Source organism: Streptomyces poriticola (assembly GCF_036689765.1).
Classification (GTDB): domain Bacteria; phylum Actinomycetota; class Actinomycetes; order Streptomycetales; family Streptomycetaceae; genus Streptomyces; species Streptomyces poriticola.
In genome coordinates this window covers 26,222-44,441 of record NZ_JBAGKH010000015.1, presented here as the reverse complement: position 1 = coordinate 44,441, position 18,220 = coordinate 26,222, and the positions used below count along the sequence as shown (strand labels likewise).

The following is an 18,220-nucleotide window of genomic DNA, read 5'->3' as shown; positions in this document are numbered from 1 at the left end:
CCGGATCACACCGGGCGCCCCACCCGTCGGCGTATGCCGTCGGTCGGCCTCAGTTGGTCCCGATCCGGGACAGCAGCTCCACGATCCGGGCCTGCACCTCTCCGCTCGTGGACCGCTCCGCCAGGAACAGCACCGTCTCCCCGGAGGCCAGCCGGGGCAGATCGGCCTGGTCGACGGCCGCGGTGTACACCACCAGCGGGGTGCGGTTGAGCTGCCCGTTGGCGCGCAGCCAGTCGATGATCCCGGTGAACCCGGCCCGGCGGCGGTGCACCTGCATCAGATCCATCACGACCAGGTTCGGCCGGAACTGCCCGGCCAGCGTCACCGCGTCGGTGTCGCTCGCCGCCCGCGCGACCTGCATCCCGCGCCGCTCCAGCGTCCCGGTCAGCGCCAGCGCGATCTCCGCGTGCTCCTCGATCAGCAGCACCCGCGGCGGATGCTGCTCACTGTCCCGCGGCGCCAGCGCCTTCAGCAGTACGGCGGGATCGGCGCCGTACGCCGCATCGCGCGAGGCCTGCCCCAGCCCGGCGGTGACCATCACCGGTACCTCGGCCGCCACCGCCGCCTGACGCAGCGACTGCAGCGCCGTACGGGTGATGGGTCCGGTCAGCGGGTCCACGAACAGGGCGGCCGGGAACGCGGCGATCTGCGCATCGACCTCCTCGCGGGAGTTCACGATCACCGGCCGGTAGCCGCGGTCGCTCAGCGCCTGCTGCGTGGACACGTCGGGCGCGGGCCAGACCAGCAGCCGGCGCGGGTTGTCCAGCGGCTCCGGCGGCAGCTCGTCGTCCATCGGCTGCGACCGGGGCGTGTCCGCCACCTCTACGGCGCCACCCGGACCGTCCAGCGGCTCGGGCCCCTCGGCGGCGTTCTCGTCCGGCGCGCCTATCGCGTACGACCGCCCGGCACCCTGCGTCACCGGCGTCAGCCGGGACTGGCCGGGCGGGGCAGGCGACTGTGGCTGCGGCAGCGACTGCGGCGGCGACTGGGGCTGCCGGGCCGGTTGCGGCTGGGGCGCGGGCTGGGGCCTCGGCCGGGCGGGCGGGGGAGCCGGGGAGACCCCTGCCTGTTGCTGTGCCGACGCCTGCTCGGCCTGCGGATGCGGACTGGCCGCCGGCTCCGTGCGCGCGGCAGCCGGGTCGGGCGGGGTGCCCAGCTTGCGTCGGCGACCGGAGCCGCCGGGCTGCTGCGGGGCAGGCGTCGCCGTCGGCTGCTGCACCTGCGCCGCCTGCCGGTTGAACGGAACCCCCTGGCCCAGCGTCCGCACGCTGATCGCCCGTCCCTGCGTGGAGTCCGGGTCGACCAGCGCCTCGCCTCCGGCCTCCGCGGGCAGCGGCTGCGCGGCCCGGGGCGTGTTCTCCGGCGGCAGCGGGGTGCCACGGCCCGGGGTCTCCGGGGCGGAGGGCACGGGAGCGGAGGGCACGGGAGCGGGCGCGGCGTTGGGCGGTACGGGGGTGGCGGCGGCCGGGGCGGGGGCTGCTCCGCCGGTCACCGCACCGTCGGCGGGGACGGGCGTACCCGTGTCCGGGGTATCGCCGCCCGCGGCCGTGGGCCAGGCCCGCGGCGCGGGGGCGGGCTGGGCGACGGGCGCCGGCTGACCGGAGGCATGCGGCTGTGCCCGCCCCTCCTGGGCAGGGGGCGGGCCCTGGTCCTGGGCGGGGGCCTGGGGTGGCGGCAGTGGCTGCCCGGCGGCGCCCGCGGTCTGCGCGGTCTGCGCGGCCTCGGCGGACACGCCGGGCGCGACACGGGCCGCGGGAGCGGCATCGCCGGTGGCGGGCGCCTGCGGCGGCACCGCGCCCACCGGGACCGGAGACCCCGGCACGGTGGGATCGGCCGGGACGCCCCGGGCGGGAACCCCCTGACCGCCCGCCGGAAGGGGCGCCGCGGGAGCTGCCTCCGGGGAGCCCGGCTGATGCGACGCCGGAGGCTGGACCGCGGCCTCGGCCGGATGGGCCGCGGCGGCACGGCGACGGCGGCCCGTCGGCGCGCTAGTGGGGTGCGGCTGTGGCGGGGTGTGGTCGCCGGACTGGTCGTGCGGTACGGCGTCGTGCCGCCCGCGGTCGTCGATCAGCGCGTCCCCGGCCGCGGCGGGCCCGGGGACCTGCGGCTGCGGCAGCTCCGGAACCGGCTGTCCCGGCGCCGCGCCGGGCACCCGGTCCGCCTCGGCGGGCGGCAGGGCGAAGACCTGACGGGGTCCCGGCTCCGGTGCACCGGCCCGCTCGGGCGTGGGGGCCAGCGCACGGCGCCGGCGCCCGGTGGGCTGCGGCGCCGCGTCCCCCGCCGCCTCACCGGCGGACTGCGCCGGCAGTGCCGGCGGCAGCGCGTGCTGCTCCCCGACGGGACGCCGGGCCCGCCGCCCGCCGCCCGCGGGCACACCCTGCGGGGACACGGGCAAACCCTGGGGCGAGGCCGGTACCCCTTGGGCGGCGGCCGGGACACCCTGCGGCGGTACGGTGCCGCCCAGGCCGTTGCCCGAGGCCGCGGCCCCCGCCGCATGCTCGGCGGCGGTGACGACGGCACCCTCGACCCCTGCGCCCTCGGCGACCCCGGCCGCTCCCCCGGCGACCCCGGCGCCCGGGTCCTCCGCGGGCCGGCCGCGCCGCCGCCCCGTACCGCCGGAGCCGCCCGATGCCTGGGCCGGCACCTGCGCGGTCTGCGGTGCCGACTGCGGGTCCGGCTCCGGAGCCGCGGCACGGCGCCTGCGCCGCCCGGTCGGCGGGGCGGGGGCGGGCGTCGGCGCCTCGGCCCCGCCGGAGCCCGAGCCGGCCGTGGCACCCGCGACCTCGCTCTCCAGGAACGCGTCCACCGACGACCGGCGGGCCCGCCGCCGACCGCCACCGCCCGCACCCTGCTCGGCGGCCGGGGCGGCCGCCTCGATCTCGCTCCCGGCCTGCGCCTGCACGTCCTGGCCCGCCCGGCCCTCGTGGCCCTTCTGACCGTCCTGGCCGTCCTGGCCCTCCTGGCCGTCCCGACCGACCTGACCGTCCCGACCGCCTCCGGCAGTCGTCTCCGGGGCCGCGTCCGCACCCGCACCCGGGACCCCGGCGGAAAGGGCGCCCGCCCCACCCCCCAGCGGCACCTCGAGGACGTACGCGCTGCCGCTCATGCCCGGCACTTCGTGCGTCTGCAGCACACCTCCGTGCGCCCGGACGATCCCGCGGACGATCGGCTGGTGCACCGGGTCCCCCCCGGCGTACGGCCCGCGCACCTCGATCCGGACGACCTCGCCGCGCTGCGCCGCCGCCACCACGACGGTGTTGTCCATGTAACCGCCCGCCGACACGGGCGCGTTGCCCGTCGCGTCGACGCCGGCGACGTCCGCGACGAGATGGGCGAGCGCGGTCGCGAGCAGCCGCTGGTCGACCGCGGCCTCGATCGGCGGCGCGTGCACGGCGAACTGCACCCGCCCCGGGCCGACCAGCTCCACAGCACCGTCGACACCGGCCGCGACGACGACGTCCAGCATCACCTTCGTACGCGCGATCCCGCTGCCGTCGGCGTCCAGCCGCTGGTACCCGAGGACGTTGTCGATGAGCGTGGTGATCCGCGAGTACCCCGCCGACAGATGGTGCAGCACCTGGTTGGCCTCGGGCCACAGCTGTCCGGCGTCGTCGGCGGCCAGCGCGGACAGCTCGCCGCGCAGCTCTTCCAGCGGTCCGCGCAGGGAGTTCTGCAGCAGGGTGAGCAGCTGCTCGTGCCGGGCGGAGAGTGCCTCGAAACGGTCCTTCTCGCGTTCGCCGAGGGCGGCGTACCGCTCCTCGTTCGCCGCCAGCTCCTCGGCGTGCTTCTCGCGGAGCTCGTCCAGCTCGGTCGCGTGCCGCCGGCGCACCGCGGTGAGCTCGGAGGCGTGCTCCTCGGCGAGCCGCTCCAGCTCCTCGGTGTGCTGCCGGGCCGCGTCCTCCTTCTCCTGGACGACCGTGTCGTAGGGCCGCCGGTCGGTGAAGGTCATCACGGCGCCGACGAGCTGGTCGCCGTCGCGGACGGGAGCGGTGGTCAGGTCCACCGGCACCGGGTCGCCGTTCTTGGCGTACAGCACCTGCCCGCGCACCCGGTGCTTCCGCCCGGAGCGCAGGGTGTCGGCGAGCGGCGACTCGTCGTACGGGAAGGGGGCGCCGTCGGCGCGGGAGTGCAGGACGAGGGTGTGCAGCTCGCGCCCGCCCAGCTCGCCGGCCCGGTACCCCAGTATCTGCGCGGCGGCCGGGTTGACGAGGACGATCCGTCCGTCGGTGTCCGTGCCGACGACGCCCTCGGCGGCGGCCCGCAGGATCATCTCGGTCTGGCGCTGGGAACGGGCCAGCTCGGCCTCGGTGTCGACGGTGCCGGACAGATCGCGGACCACCAGCATCAGCAGCTCGTCGCCGGCGTATCCGTAGTTGTCGTAGGCCTGCTGGCCGGTCTCCAGATTGGCGCTGGTGACCTCGACGGGGAACTCCGAGCCGTCCGTGCGCCGCGCGACCATCCGCGTCGGCTTGGTGCGGGCCCGCGGGTCGATGTGGTCCGGGCGCCGCATGGAGCCGGGGATCAGTTTGGAGTCGAACTCCGGCAGCAGATCCAGCAGGCCGCGCCCCACGAGCGCGGTGCCGGGGGCCTCGAAGGCCTCCAGGGCGATCGTGTTCGCGTTGACGACGGTGCCGTTGGCGTTGACCAGGAACAACGCGTCGGGCAGGGCGTCCAGTATGGCTGCGAGGCGAGCAGCGCCTCGGGATGGCCTGCTGCTCACGGAACGCCTTCCTCCCTGTTACCGCACTTGCCGACCGCCTGGGCCATCTTGCCAACCGGCCCGCGGGGTGTCACGCGAGGGAGTCTAAGGGCTGGGGCGCAGCACGGGGCGCCGGATGGGAGGGAGGTCGCACGAGGAAGTGGCGTAGAACGCGTGACCGGTTCCGCTGGGTTTACCCGCCTACGGCCCCCGTCCGCGCGCTCCCCGGACCCGCAGCCCGGTGCGGCTCACCTGTCAAGGGCGTCCGGATGCGGCCGTGTGGCCCCGGGCTGTCTGCAGTCGGTTGCGGGGGCCCGGGGTCTGTGCAGTCGGCCGTGCTGGCCCGGGCGTCCGGTGCAGCCGCGTGGGTTGGACGCGCCAGGTCGGGTGAGTGCCCGTGGGGCGCGCGACGCGCCGGGGTCCGGCTCCGGATCACGCGGTGCCGGGGGCCGCCCGTGGGGCACGCGGCGCCGAGGGCCGGCCGTGGGCCGCGGGGTGCCGGGTCACGAGACGCCCGGAGCCTGCCGCAGGTCCGGCAGCAGCGGGACGAGCCGGTCCCAGCGGACGATCTGGCAGCCGTTGCTCCGGTCGTACGTGGTGTCGACCGGGCGTCGGGCCCAGGTGCCGGTGACACGCGCGGTGGCCGGGCCGCCGTACTGCATGGTGCAGACGCTGCCCTGCGGGACCGGGGCGAAGGCGTCCTGCCCGGCCCGGGTGCTCCCCTCGACCGTGGTGCAGGCGCCGGCCGGGTCGGGGTGGCTGCCGCCGACGGGCCGGCAGCGCAGCTCGTACGTCCCGTCCACGTCCCGTCCGGCACCCTCGACGACGACGGTCAGATGATCGCCGTCCCGGGCCGGCGGCGGCATGACGGCCCTGGCGGCCCCGGTGGCGGATGCGGCGGTCAGCGCCGACGCGGGCGGAACCGCGGCCGGCGCGGTGAGGGCGGCGGCACCGCAGAGAGCGGCGGCGCCGAGGATGCGGGTCACCTGGGGCATGACCTGACTAACGCGCCGGCCGTCCGGATGTTGCGCAACCTCGCCGAAACGGCGGCGAAAGGGCGCCGAATGTGCTTTGCCCTGCGACCTCCCCGCCTAGTACCGTGGGGGGCGATTGGTGACGGCAGGCTCGCCTGTGTCATCATCGGCACGCAACGCTCGCGCTCGCCCGCGAGAGGTTGTGTTGTCTGGAGGCGTCGCCTAGTCCGGTCTATGGCGCCGCACTGCTAATGCGGTTTGGGGTTTACCCCCCATCGAGGGTTCAAATCCCTCCGCCTCCGCACAAGATCAGCGAAGCCCCGGCCCGTCGGCCGGGGCTTCGCTGCTGTCCAGCGCCCAGACCTGGCCCACACGGTGTTTCTGCAGGCCGCAAGGGGTGCAGCCAATGGATTTCACATGGCGGCGGCAGTCATGTAATGTTCTTCCTGTCGCCGCGAGCGGGCCGGAAGGGCCAGGAGCGGCGGAACAACTGAAGAAGACAAGCACTCGTAGCTTAACGGATAGAGCATCTGACTACGGATCAGAAGGTTGCAGGTTCGAATCCTGCCGAGTGCGCACAGGTCAGAGGCCCCGGAGTGATCCGGGGCCTTCGGCGTTCCGCGGGCAGACGGCAGCGAGGTTCAGCAGCGCCGCCGGGCGCCCGACCCCGTGGGCCGGGCGCCTCTGGGTGGTCAGGCGTTGCCCGACGCCTTGCGGCGGCGTACGGCGAAGACCGCGCCGACGCCGAGCGCCGCAGTCAGGGCGCTCGCGGCGGCGATCGGTGCGATCGGGGTGGAGGCGCCGGTCTCGGCGAGGTTGCCGCCGGTGCCGGTCCCGGTGGTCGTCCGAGAGGTCTGCTGGGATGCGCCGCCCTGGGGCGACTTGCCGCCGGTGTCCTTGCCGGGGGTGGCGGCGTCCGGCCGCTTGTCGTCGTCCTTGCCGGGCTCGGTGGGCTTGGCCTCGCCGGCCGGGTCGGTCTCGCTGCCCGCGGGCAGGAGTGCGAAGTCGTAGCGCTTCATCGGGCCCAGGACGCAGGGGTTGTACGCGTCGGAGGCGTCACTGGCGAACAGGGCGAAGGCGTCGGAGGCCGGGGCGGCGGAGTCGACCGTCATCCGCAGCTTCACGTCGCTCTGCTCGCCCGGCTTCATGGTGTCGATGTGCGCGATGTGCCGGGGCCCGTCGCCGGAGAGGGACTGCCAGCCCGCGCCGTTGGACCATTCGACCTTCAGGGCGCTCTTCTCACCGATGCGTTCGTCCTCCCCGTGGACGAAGACCAGGGGGTCCACGGTCAGTGTGCGCTCGGTCCCGTTGGTCACGCGCAGGGTGAACTCGACGGTCGTGCCCGCAGCCACCTCGGACGGCAGCCCCACCGCGAGTGAGGTCAGGCCCTTCTCACGGACGCACTCCTCGGCGGCGGCGAGTGCCTTCTCGGCGGCGTCCTTCGCCTTCTTCGCCTTCTCGGGGGTGTCCTGGACCTTGCTGTATTCGCTGAAGGCGGCAACCCTGGCATCGTCCAGCGCGGTCTGGGCCTCCTTGGCTTCGGCGTCGGCCTCCTTCTTGGCCTTCTCCGCGTCCGCCAGAGCGGCCTCGGCGGTTGCCAGGGCCTGCTCCGCCTCGGCCTTCTCGGTGTCGCTCCCGGCAGCTTCGAGCTCGGCCTCGGCATCCGCGACGGCCTTCTCGGCGGCGGTCCTGGCGTCGGCGGCCTCCTTCGCCGCCTTGTCCGCGGTGATCGTGGCCGCCCTGAGCGGGTGGGTCTCGGACTCCAGGGCATCCAGGGTGGCCTCGAGCTTCTTCAGGCCCTCCTCCTTGGCGGTGACGGCGTCCTCGTACGCCTTCTTCGCGTCGGCGGCGGCCTTCTGCAGCTCCGCGTAGGTCGGCTGGTTCTGTATCCGGTCCGGGCTGCTCTCCGCGGCGAACGCCGGAGTGGCGGTGAACAGCGCGACGGGGGTGATCACTGCTACGGCGGCGGCCATGGCGAGGGAACGACGAAGTGCCACTGCTTGCCCTTCTTCAGGTGAAATCGCGGGAGCAGCCACCAGAAAGTGTGCAGGGTGGCCTCGGCGGCTCCGATTTTAGGCGGCAGTAAAAAGAGGTGGGCGTTTGTTTTTGTGGGCCGCGGCGTCATGCGAATGGCTTTCACGGAGACAAAAAGGACACGCGAGGAGGGTTGCCCACGTCGTCTGCGGTGGTTCTGTGGGTCATGTCACCGCATCGCTCACGCGCCACTCGGTGACCAGGTCGCCTCGGACCCGGGCGGTCCAGCGAGCGGGGCCGGAGAGGTCCGGGTGGGAGCAGACGGAATATCCCGACGCGGTGACGACCTGCTCCCGTGCGGTCAGGTCGGTGAATACATTGCGGTAGTCGGGGAACGCCGCGAAGAAACCGCGCCAGGCCTCGACGCAGGCCTGTTTGCCGCGGACCGCACCGCCCGCCGAGTCGACGAAAGCGTGGTCCTCCGACATCAGGGCGGCGATATCGGCGAGGTCCCGGCGGTTGATCGCGGCGTTGAAGCGTTCGACGACCTCGATCGGCTCCATGCGGGCAGGTTACGACGATGCCGACTTCACCGTTCCGCGTAAGCCGGCGTGCGCGTCTGCCGCCGTCCGTGACCGCCGCCGCCGGGCGTTGTCAGTGGTCGCCTCTACTCTCGGCGGAGATGGCACAGGCATGGAAGTGCGCGGGGCTGCGGTGGGCGGTCGGCGGTCCCGTGCTGGGCTGGGACGGTGGCCGGCGCAGTGCGCTGGCCTGGGGGAAGCGGGTGGCCTTCGGGGTCGCGGACGGGGGTGTGCGGACCTGTGTGGGAGCGCGGGGGCATGTGTGCCCGGTGGGGGCCGTGGTACCGGGGCGGAGTACGGGGGCGCGGTGCGAGGAGTGTGCGCGGCTGGACCGCGCGCACTCCGTGGCCGCCGACACGATCGCCGACGATCCGCGGCCCTACCGCGTCTACCTCGCGTGGTTCGGGCCGGGGCTGGTCAAGGTCGGGATCACCGCGGTGGAGCGGGGACCGGCGCGGCTGCTGGAGCAGGGGGCTGTCTGCTTCAGCTGGCTGGGCAGCGGGCCGCTGATGGCCGCGCGGCGCACCGAGGAGCTGCTGCGTGCCGCGCTCGGTGTGCCCGACCGGGTTCCGTACGTCGAGAAGCGGGCGGTGCGGGGTGCCCTGCCGGCGACGGCGGCGGAGCGGGCGGCGGAGACGGCGGGGCTGCATGCCCGGGCGTCGGCACTCGGAGGGTGGCCGGAGTCGCTGGCGCCGGAGCCGTTCCGCGGTGTGGATCACGTCGGGGTGTTCGGGCTGGATCGGCCGGTCGGCGAGGTGGGTGAGGTCGACGGCGTCTGCCGGGCCGGTGCCGCTGTCGCGGAGGTGGCCGAGCTGGCGCCGGGTGGAGTGGTCGGTGGCGAGCTGGTGGCGGCGGCCGGGCCCGATCTCCATCTGGCCACCGAGCAGGGGGTGGTGGTGCTCGACACGCGGTTGATGACCGGCTGGGAGCTGGTCCCCGTGGTGGGCGAGGACGAGCGCGTCACCGTGCCGGTACGGCCCTTGAGGGCGGCGGTGCGGGAGGCGGCGGTGCAGGACGGGCTGTTCTGATGGGGAGCGGAGGGCGGAGGGCGAGCGGAGGGGAACGGAGGGGAACGGAGGGAACAGGGAGAACAAGGAGAACAGGGAGAACAGGGGGTGGCGGGAGATCGGTTCGGGGGTCAGGGTGGACCTATGTGTGATCACGGTGTGGGTCAGGAGAGCTCGGCGCGCTCGGTCGCCGACAACGGCACCGGCGACCGCGGAATCGCCGACGAGGCTGCCGAAGTCCGGCGGTTCGCCGAGCGGTTGGGGGTACCGGGGCTGGTCGATGTGCACACGCACTTCATGCCGGAGAGCGTGCTGCGCAAGGTCTGGGGCTACTTCGACTCGCTCGGGCCGCTGACCGGTGGCATCACGTGGCCGATCACCTATCGGAGGGAGGAGGACGAACGGGTCGCGCTGCTGCGCCGGTTCGGGGTGCGGGCGTTCACGGCCATGCTGTATCCGCACAAGCCCGGCATGGCCCGTTGGCTGAACGGCTGGGCGGCGGAGTTCGCCGCGCGGACGCCGGACTGTCTGCACACGTCCACCCTCTTCCCGGAGCCGGGCGTCACGGCGTATGTCCGGGAGGCGGTCGAGCAGGGGGCGCGGGTTTTCAAGGCGCATGTGCAGGTGGGGGCGTACGACCCGGCGGACGAACGGCTCGATCCGGCCTGGGGGATGCTCGCCGAGGCCGGGGTGCCGGTGGTGATCCACTGTGGTTCCGGGCCGGCGCCCGGCAAGCACACCGGGCCCGAGCCGATAGCCCGCGTGCTGGCCCGGCACCCGCGGCTGCGGCTGGTGATCGCGCATCTCGGGATGCCCGAGTACGAGGACTTCCTGGAGCTCGCCGAGAGGTACCCGGAGGTGCGGTTGGACACGACCGTGGCCTTCACCGACTTCAGTGAGCGGCTCGCCCCGTTCCCCCGGCGCGCGCTGCCCCGGCTCGCGGGACTCGGAGACCGGGTCCTGCTGGGGAGCGACTTCCCCAACATCCCGTACCCCTACCTGCACCAGCTCCAGGCTCTGGAGCGACTGGAGCTGGGGGACCCGTGGCTGCGGGCGGTGTGCCATGACAACGGTGTGGAGCTGTTCGGGCTCGGCTGAGGGCGGGCAGCAGGAAGTAGACGGCAGGCGGCACACAGAAACAGCAGACAGCAGGCAGCAGACAGCCGGCAGTTCGGGAGCGAGCCGGATTCCGACTGGACCCGGCCGGGATCTGGCCGGGACCTGGCGGGGACCCGGCCTGGGACTGGCCGGGGCCTGAGGTTTTCTCAGGGAAATCACAGGTTCGCGCAAGAGTGCTCTCAGAGCGTGTGGGCATCGTGGCCGCCATGACCACGACCTCGCCCCAGGGGCGCACCGAACTGCTGAGGCCGGACGGGAGCCCCGTCCGGGTGCTTGTGGTGGACGACGAACAGTCGATCACCGAGCTGCTGTCCATGGCCCTGCGCTACGAGGGCTGGCAGATCCGCAGCGCGGGGGACGGGCAGGGAGCCGTCCGGAGCGCGCGGGAGTTCCGGCCCGACGCCATCGTGCTCGACATGATGCTGCCGGACATGGACGGGCTGAGCGTGCTCGGTCGGCTGCGGCGCGAACTGCCCGACGTACCCGTGCTGTTCCTGACCGCCAAGGACGCAGTGGAGGACCGGATCGCCGGGCTGACGGCCGGCGGCGACGACTACGTCACCAAGCCGTTCAGCCTGGAGGAAGTGGTGGCCCGGCTGCGCGGGCTGATCCGCCGCTCCGGGGCCGTCGACCGCCGCTCCGAGTCCCTCCTGGTCGTCGGCGACCTCACCCTCGACGAGGACAGTCACGAGGTCACCCGGGGCGGGGACGGCATCCATCTCACCGCCACCGAGTTCGAACTGCTGCGCTTCCTCATGCGCAACCCGCGGCGGGTGCTCAGCAAGGCGCAGATCCTGGACCGGGTCTGGTCCTACGACTTCGGCGGCCAGGCCAACGTCGTCGAGCTGTACATCTCCTATCTGCGGCGGAAGATCGACGCCGGTCGGGAGCCGATGATCCACACCCGGCGCGGCGCCGGCTATCTGATCAAGCCCGCGGTGGTGTGACGGTGTGGCGCCGGCGCGCCCGCCCGCAGACCCCGCAGACCTCACTGTCCCCGCAGATCTCGCAGATCTCGCAGGTCCCGCAGGTCCCGCAGATCCCACGAACCCCGCGGACCCCACGTACTCTGCGGACGCGGCTGGTCGTGGCGTCGGTGGCGCTGATCGCGGTGGTGTGCGCGGTGATCGGCACGGTGACGGCGGTGGCGCTGCGCTCGTATCTGTACGAGCAGCTGGACGGGCAGGTGGCGGACGTGGCGCGCGGGGCCGCAGGGCCGCTGGACGACGGCCGCCATCGCCCCGGACCGCGCACCGGCAAGAAGCCACCGCTCGACTTCGTCACCGCGGCCCCGCAGGTCGTGATCGGCACCATCGGAGCGACCGTCGAGAACGGGCAGGTCACGGAGGGCCTGGTCAACGAGGCCAAGGTGGAGGACGGGGTCACTACATCGGAACCCGTCTCCCTCGACGCCGGCCAGCTCGCCGCCCTCGCCGACGTCCCCCGGGACGGGGAGCCGCACACCGTCGACGTCCCGGGGCTGGACGAGTACCGCGTCGTCTTCCGCAGCGGTGTGAACGGCTCCTTCTACGTAGCCCTGCCCACCGAGTCCGTGACGGACACCGTCGGCACGCTCGTCCTCGTGGAGGTGAGCGTCACCGCCGCGGTCCTCGTCGCCGCCTCCCTGGCCGGCACCGTCCTCGTCGGGCTGGCCACCCGGCCACTGCGCAGGGTCGCCGACACCGCGACCCGGGTCTCCGAACTGCCCCTGCACGCGGGCGAGGTGAACCTCGACGAGCGTGTCCCGGAGAGCGAGTGCGACCCGCACACCGAGGTCGGGCGGGTCGGCGCCGCGCTGAACCGGATGCTGGACCATGTCCACGGCGCGCTGCACGCCCGGCAGCAGAGCGAGACCCGGGTACGGCAGTTCGTCGCGGATGCCAGCCACGAGCTGCGCACACCGCTCGCCTCGATCCGCGGATACGCCGAACTGACCCGCAGGGGAGGGGAACGGGTCGGCCCCGACACCCGGCACGCGCTGGGCCGGATCGAGTCCGAGGCCGGGCGGATGACCCTGCTGGTGGAGGATCTGCTGCTGCTCGCCCGCCTGGATGCGGGGCGGCCACTGCAGTTCGAGCCCACCGACCTCGTCCCGCTGGTCGTGGACACCGTCAGCGACGCCCGCGCGGCCGGGACGGACCACAGCTGGCGGCTGGACCTGCCCGACGAACCGGCGCAGGTGTCGGCCGACGCGGCCCGGCTGCAGCAGGTGCTGGTCAATCTGCTGGCCAACGCCCGCACCCACACCCCGCCGGGTACCACGGTGACCGCCCGGGTGCGCCGCAGCGGACCGTGGCTGCGGGTGGACATCGAGGACGACGGCCCGGGCATCGCGCCGGCGCTGCTCCCGCATGTCTTCGAGCGGTTCGCGCGGGGTGACTCGGCCCGCTCCCGCGCCACCGGGTCCACCGGCCTCGGCCTGGCCATCGTGCAGGCCGTGGCGACCGCGCACGGCGGCACGGTGACCGTCGACAGTGTGCCCGGACGCACGGCGTTCACCGTGCACCTTCCGGCCCCCGCGCCACCGCAGCTCCACTCACAGGTACGGCACAGCCTCACCACACAGGTGCGACAGGCGACTTGAGAAGAGTCGGTCGCATGCGAACCGACTCTTCTCCCGGCACCCTGCCGGCGCGGGAGCACCTCCCGGCCGCGGCAGCCGGCGCGCCTGTCCTGGACGTAGTGATCCCCGTCTACAACGAGGAGAAGGACCTCGGGCCGTGCGTCCGCCGGCTGCACGACCATCTCGCGCAGACGTTCCCGTACGCGTTCCGCATCACGATCGCCGACAACGCCTCCACCGACGGCACCCCGCACGAGGCCGCCCGGCTGGCGGCGGAACTGCCCGAGGTCGCCCCGGTGCGGCTGGAGCAGAAGGGCCGGGGGCGGGCGCTGCGCACCGTCTGGTCGGTCTCGGAGGCCCCGGTCCTGGCCTATATGGACGTCGACCTGTCCACCGACCTCAACGCCCTGCTGCCGCTGGTCGCCCCGCTGATCTCCGGCCACTCCGACCTGGCGATCGGCTCGCGGCTGGCGCGCAGTTCCCGGGTGGTGCGCGGTGCCAAGCGGGAGTTCATCTCCCGCTCCTACAACCTCATTCTGCGCGGGTCGCTCCAGGCCCGATTCTCCGACGCCCAGTGTGGGTTCAAGGCGATCCGCCGGGACGTGGCGCGGGCGCTGCTGCCGCTGGTGGAGGACAGCGGCTGGTTCTTCGACACCGAGCTGCTGGTGCTCGCGGAGCGCGCAGGGCTGCGCATCCACGAGGTGCCGGTCGACTGGGTGGACGACCCCGACTCCACCGTGCACCTCGTGAGGACGGCCACGGACGATCTGAAGGGCGTGTGGCGGGTGGGCAGGGCGCTGGCCACCGGCTCGCTGCCGCTGGACCGCCTCGCCCGGCCGTTCGGCGACGACCCGCGCGACCGGGACATCGCGGACGTGCCGCGGGGCCTGGCCCGCCAGCTCGTCGGCTTCCTCGTGGTCGGTGCCCTGTCCACCCTCTTCTACCTGCTGCTCTACAGCGGCTTCCGGCTGCTCGCCGGACCGCAGTTCGCCAACGCGCTCGCGCTGCTGGTCTCGGCGGTCGCCAACACCGCGGCCAACCGGCGGCTGACCTTCGGGGTGCGCGGTCGCAGCGGCGCCGTACGCCATCAGGCGCAGGGCCTGGTGGTGTTCGGCATCGGGCTCGCGCTCACCAGCGGTTCGCTCGCCGCCCTGAACGCGGCGACGACCGAACCGGCCCACTCCACCGAGCTGGCGGTGCTCATCACCGCCAACCTCGCGGCCACCGTGCTGCGCTTCCTGCTCTTCCGCGCGTGGGTGTTCCCCACCGAAACCGGAGCGACCGAAACCGGAGCGACCGGGACCGGAACCGGAGCCACCGAATCCGGAGCGACCCGAGCCACTGAAACCGAAGCCACGGGAGCCACCGAATCCGGAGCCGCCGAATCCGGAGCCACTGAAACCGGTACCGCCGAAGCCACCGAAGCCACCGGCATCACCGGAACCACCGGAACCACCGACTACTTCAGCCCCAGGGACGCACGATGACCCTTCAGGACCACCGGACCCTCCCGACCAGCGCGGCGCCGCCGAACGCCGGTCCGCCCGAGGGCCGCCCCGCGGACCCCCGCTGGGCCCGCCCGGCCCTCCTCGGCCTCCTCCTCGTCACCGGTCTGCTCTACCTCTACAACCTGAGTGCCTCCGGTTACGCCAACTCTTTCTACTCGGCGGCCGTCCAGGCGGGCAGCCAGTCCTGGAAGGCGTTCTTCTTCGGCTCCCTGGACGCCGCGAACGCCATCACCGTGGACAAGCCCCCGGCCGCGCTGTGGCCGATGGCGCTGTCGGTGAAGATCTTCGGGCTGTCCTCGTGGGCGATCCTCGTCCCCGAGGTGCTGATGGGCGTCGGCACGGTCGCCGTCGTGTACGCGGCGGTACGCCGCCGGTCCGGCCCCGGGGCCGGGCTGACGGCGGGGGCGGTGCTGGCGCTGACGCCGGTCGCGGCGCTGATGTTCCGCTTCAACAACCCCGACGCGCTGCTGGCGCTGCTGCTGTCCGTCGCCTGCTACCTGGTGGTCCGGGCGCTGGAGGACGGCCGTACCAGGTGGCTGGTGTGGGCGGGGGTCGCGATCGGGTTCGCGTTCCTGACCAAGACGCTGCAGGCCTTTCTGATCCTTCCGGCGCTGGCGCTGGTCTACGGCGTCTGCGCGCCGGTGCGGCTGCGGAAGCGGCTGGCGCAGCTGGCGCTCGCCACGGCCGCGATCGTCGTCTCCGGCGGCTGGTGGGTGGCGGTGGTCGAACTGTGGCCGGCCTCCTCGCGCCCCTACATCGGCGGCTCGCAGAACAACAGCTTCCTGGAGCTGACCTTCGGCTACAACGGCCTCGGTCGGCTCAACGGCGAGGAGACCGGCAGCGTCGGAGGCGGGGGCGGGCCCGGCGGCGGGGGCGGTGGGGGCCGCTGGGGCGACACCGGCTGGGACCGGATGTTCAACGACAGCATCGGTGGCCAGATCTCCTGGCTGCTGCCGGCCGCCCTGATCCTGCTGGCCATGGTGCTGGTGCTGACCCGGAAGGCCCGGCGCACCGACCCGACCCGCGGCGCTCTGCTCGTCTGGGGCGGCTCGCTGCTGATGACCGCGGCCGTCTTCAGCTTCATGGCGGGCATCTTCCACGAGTACTACACGGTGGCGCTCGCGCCCTACCTTGCGGCCGTCATCGGCATGGCGACGGCGGTCCTGTGGCAGCGGCGCCACGAGACCCTTGCCGCGCTCGGTCTGGCCGCCGCCGCGACGGCGACCGCGGCCTGGGGCTACGTTCTGCTCGACCGCACGCCCGACTATCTGCCGTGGCTGAAGTGGCTGGTGCTGATCGGCGGCCTGGCCGCGGCGCTCGGGCTGCTCTTCGCCGGCCGGCTCGGCCGCCGGGCGGCGCTGGCGGTGGCTGGGCTGGGCCTGGCCGCCGGGCTGGCCGCGCCGACGGCGTACACCCTGAGCACGGTGCAGGAGGGCAAGTCCGGTTCCATCGTCACGGCCGGGCCGACGGGCGCGAGCCTGATGGGCGGCGGTCCCGGCGGTGGCGGCCGGGGCGGTGGTCCCGGCGGCGGGGCCTTCCCGGGCGGCCGGACACAGGGCGGCCAGGGGCAGCAGAACGGTGACGGCAACGGTGCTCCCCGGGACGGCGGCACCGACGGAACGGGTGGCACGGGTGGTACGGGCGGTGGTGGCTTCCCCGGCGGCGGCGCGGGTCAGGACGGTCCGGGCGGGTCGGGCGGTCAGGGCAGCCCGGGAGGCCAGGGAAGCCGGAGCAACCAGGGCACCCAGCGCGGCGGCCCGGCCCGTGAGGGCGGCGGGCGGGCCGGCGGAACGGGCGGCCTGCTGGACGGCGCCCGGGTCGGCTCCGAGGCCAGGGAGCTGCTGGAGACCGATGCCGACGACTACACCTGGGTCGCGGCGACGATCGGTGCCCAGAACGCCGCCAGCTATCAACTGGCCACCGGTGAACCGGTGATGGCGATCGGCGGCTTCAACGGCACCGACCCGTCGCCGACGCTCGCCCGGTTCAAGGAGTACGTCGCGGAAGGGAAGATCCACTACTTCGTCGCGGGCGGCGGAATGGGCGGTGGCAGGGGCGACGGCCCCGGCGGTTCCGACAGTGGCACGTCCGCGCAGATCACCTCCTGGGTGGAGGCCAACTTCACCGAGGTCACGGTCGGTTCGGCCACCTTCTACGACCTCACCCGGCCGACGGACGGGGACTGACGCTCCCGTTCCCGACGACCTCGTGTTGTACATGTTGTACACCGTATAGTGAGCACTATACGGTGTACAACATGTCGACGTCCCCCCAGCAAGAGGCACCGCCCCAGCCCGGCGCCCAGGGCCATCCGCAGCGCTGGCTGATCCTCGGTGTCATCTGCCTCGCCCAGCTCACCGTCCTGCTGGACAACACCGTCCTCAACGTGGCCATCCCCTCGCTCACCGGCGAACTGGGCGCCTCCACCTCCGACATCCAGTGGATGATCAACGCCTACTCGCTGGTGCAGTCCGGGCTGCTGCTCACCGCCGGCAGCGCCGCCGACCGCTACGGCCGCAAGAAGATGCTGCTCACCGGGCTGGCGCTGTTCGGCGTCGGCTCCCTGGTGGCCGGCTTCGCGGACTCCACCGCTCAGCTGATCGCGGCCCGGGCCGGCATGGGCGTCGGCGGTGCGCTGCTGCTGACCACGACCCTGGCCGTGGCGATGCAGATCTTCACGCCCGAGGAGCACCCGAAGGCCATCGGCATCTGGAGCGCGGTCAACGCGCTCGGCTTCGCCTGCGGCCCGCTGCTCGGCGGCTTCATGCTCGACCACTTCTGGTGGGGCGCGATCTTCCTGATCAACCTGCCGGTCGCCGCCCTCGGCCTGTTCGCCGTGGTCGCCCTGGTCCCCGAGTCGAAGAACCCGCAGGGCGACCGCCCCGACCTGCTCGGCGCCCTGCTCTCCACGATCGGGATGGCCTCGCTGGTGTTCGCGATCATCTCCGGCCCCGAGCACGGCTGGACCTCGGGCCGGGTGCAGGCCACCGCCGCGGTCGCCCTGGTCGTCCTCGCGCTGTTCGCGTACTGGGAGTCCCGGATCCCGTATCCGATGCTCGACCTGCACTTCTTCCGCAACCACCGGTTCACCGGCGCGGTCGCCGGTGCCGTGCTGATCACCTTCGGCATGGGCGGGGCGCTGTTCCTGCTCACCCAGCACCTGCAGTTCGTGCTCGGCTACGAGCCGCTGGAGGCGGGCCTGCGCACCGCGCCGCTGGCGCTCACCGTCGTCGCGCTGAACTTCTCCGGGGTGGCCGCGAAGTGGATGACCCGGCTCGGTACGCCGATGTCGGTGCTGCTCGGGCTGGTGCTGATGTCGGCGGGCCTGGTCGCGATCGCCCTGCTGACCGGGCAGGGATACGCCGGCACACTGCTGGGGCTGCTGCTGATCGGGGCCGGCTGCGCGATCGCCAACCCGGCCATGGCGCACGCGATCATGAGCGCCATCCCGCCGGCCAAGGCAGGGGTCGGCGCAGGGATCAACGGCACCCTCGCCGAGTTCGGCAACGGGCTCGGGGTGGCCGTACTGGGCGCGGTGCTCAACTCCCGGTTCGCGGCGCTGATCCCGGTGGCGGCGAGCTCGCTCCCGGCGGCGCTGGCCTCGGCGGACGGCGCGGCGGAGAAGGAACGGATCGTGGACGCGTTCTCCGCCGGGCTGGAGAGCAGTCAGCTGGTGGGCGCGGCGGCGGTGCTGCTCGGCGGGATCGTCGCGGCGACGTTGCTGCGGCGCGCGGAGCGGGCAGACTCGACTGCCTAGGAGCTCGGCGGCCGTGCGTCGCCCGACCGGGCGAGGGA

At 73.6% G+C, this 18,220-nt stretch carries 11 protein-coding genes and 2 tRNA genes; 9 read left to right on the top strand and 4 right to left on the bottom strand.

The window, feature by feature from the left end; all coding sequences use genetic code 11:
* Positions 1-49 precede the first annotated feature (49 nt).
* Both V5O46_RS19565 and V5O46_RS19560 read right to left on the bottom strand, forming a co-directional pair.
* Complete coding sequence (locus V5O46_RS19565) at positions 50-4,720, bottom strand: hybrid sensor histidine kinase/response regulator (RefSeq protein ID WP_332885914.1); 4,671 nt, start codon at positions 4,718-4,720, stop codon at positions 50-52.
* A gap of 482 nt (positions 4,721-5,202) precedes the next feature.
* Positions 5,203-5,694 (bottom strand): SSI family serine proteinase inhibitor, encoded by a 492-nt coding sequence (locus V5O46_RS19560; RefSeq protein ID WP_332885913.1) that lies wholly within the window; start codon positions 5,692-5,694, stop codon positions 5,203-5,205.
* Between the two features lie 190 nt (positions 5,695-5,884).
* Between V5O46_RS19560 and V5O46_RS19555 the strand changes: the two genes are divergently transcribed.
* Both V5O46_RS19555 and V5O46_RS19550 read left to right on the top strand, forming a co-directional pair.
* Positions 5,885-5,975: transfer RNA gene (locus tag V5O46_RS19555), tRNA-Ser, on the top strand.
* 201 nt (positions 5,976-6,176) lie between these two features.
* Positions 6,177-6,249 (top strand) — tRNA-Arg (locus tag V5O46_RS19550).
* Between the two features lie 116 nt (positions 6,250-6,365).
* Here the strand turns inward: V5O46_RS19550 and V5O46_RS19545 are convergent.
* Positions 6,366-7,670, bottom strand: a complete 1,305-nt coding sequence (locus V5O46_RS19545) for a hypothetical protein (protein ID WP_332885912.1) — start codon at positions 7,668-7,670, stop codon at positions 6,366-6,368.
* A 201-nt stretch (positions 7,671-7,871) separates the two neighbouring features.
* Complete coding sequence (locus V5O46_RS19540) at positions 7,872-8,210, bottom strand: YybH family protein (RefSeq protein WP_332885911.1); 339 nt, start codon at positions 8,208-8,210, stop codon at positions 7,872-7,874.
* A gap of 119 nt (positions 8,211-8,329) precedes the next feature.
* Here V5O46_RS19540 and V5O46_RS19535 point away from each other — a divergent pair, with 119 nt between their 5' ends.
* From V5O46_RS19535 to V5O46_RS19505, 7 genes are all read left to right on the top strand, one after another.
* Positions 8,330-9,256: a DUF2797 domain-containing protein gene (locus V5O46_RS19535; RefSeq protein WP_332885910.1), complete on the top strand. Its 927-nt coding sequence runs from the start codon at positions 8,330-8,332 to the stop codon at positions 9,254-9,256.
* 138 nt (positions 9,257-9,394) lie between these two features.
* A complete protein-coding gene (locus V5O46_RS19530) occupies positions 9,395-10,333 on the top strand; it encodes an amidohydrolase family protein (protein WP_408649018.1) in 939 nt (312 codons plus the stop codon).
* A gap of 227 nt (positions 10,334-10,560) precedes the next feature.
* Positions 10,561-11,301, top strand: coding sequence for a response regulator transcription factor (locus V5O46_RS19525; protein WP_332885909.1), 741 nt, complete (start codon positions 10,561-10,563; stop codon positions 11,299-11,301).
* A gap of 65 nt (positions 11,302-11,366) precedes the next feature.
* Positions 11,367-12,938, top strand: a complete 1,572-nt coding sequence (locus tag V5O46_RS19520) for an ATP-binding protein (protein ID WP_408649025.1) — start codon at positions 11,367-11,369, stop codon at positions 12,936-12,938.
* Positions 12,939-12,952: 14 nt separating this feature from the next.
* Positions 12,953-14,404, top strand: a complete 1,452-nt coding sequence (locus V5O46_RS19515) for a bifunctional glycosyltransferase family 2/GtrA family protein (RefSeq protein WP_332885908.1) — start codon at positions 12,953-12,955, stop codon at positions 14,402-14,404.
* Positions 14,401-16,611, top strand: coding sequence for an ArnT family glycosyltransferase (locus V5O46_RS19510; protein WP_332885907.1), 2,211 nt, complete (start codon positions 14,401-14,403; stop codon positions 16,609-16,611). The genes V5O46_RS19515 and V5O46_RS19510 overlap by 4 nt, the downstream gene beginning before the upstream one ends.
* Positions 16,612-16,682: 71 nt before the next feature.
* The gene (locus V5O46_RS19505) at positions 16,683-18,182 is read left to right on the top strand and encodes an MFS transporter (protein ID WP_332885906.1); all 1,500 of its coding nucleotides are present in this window, start codon (positions 16,683-16,685) and stop codon (positions 18,180-18,182) included.
* The last annotated feature ends 38 nt before the right edge of the window (positions 18,183-18,220 follow it).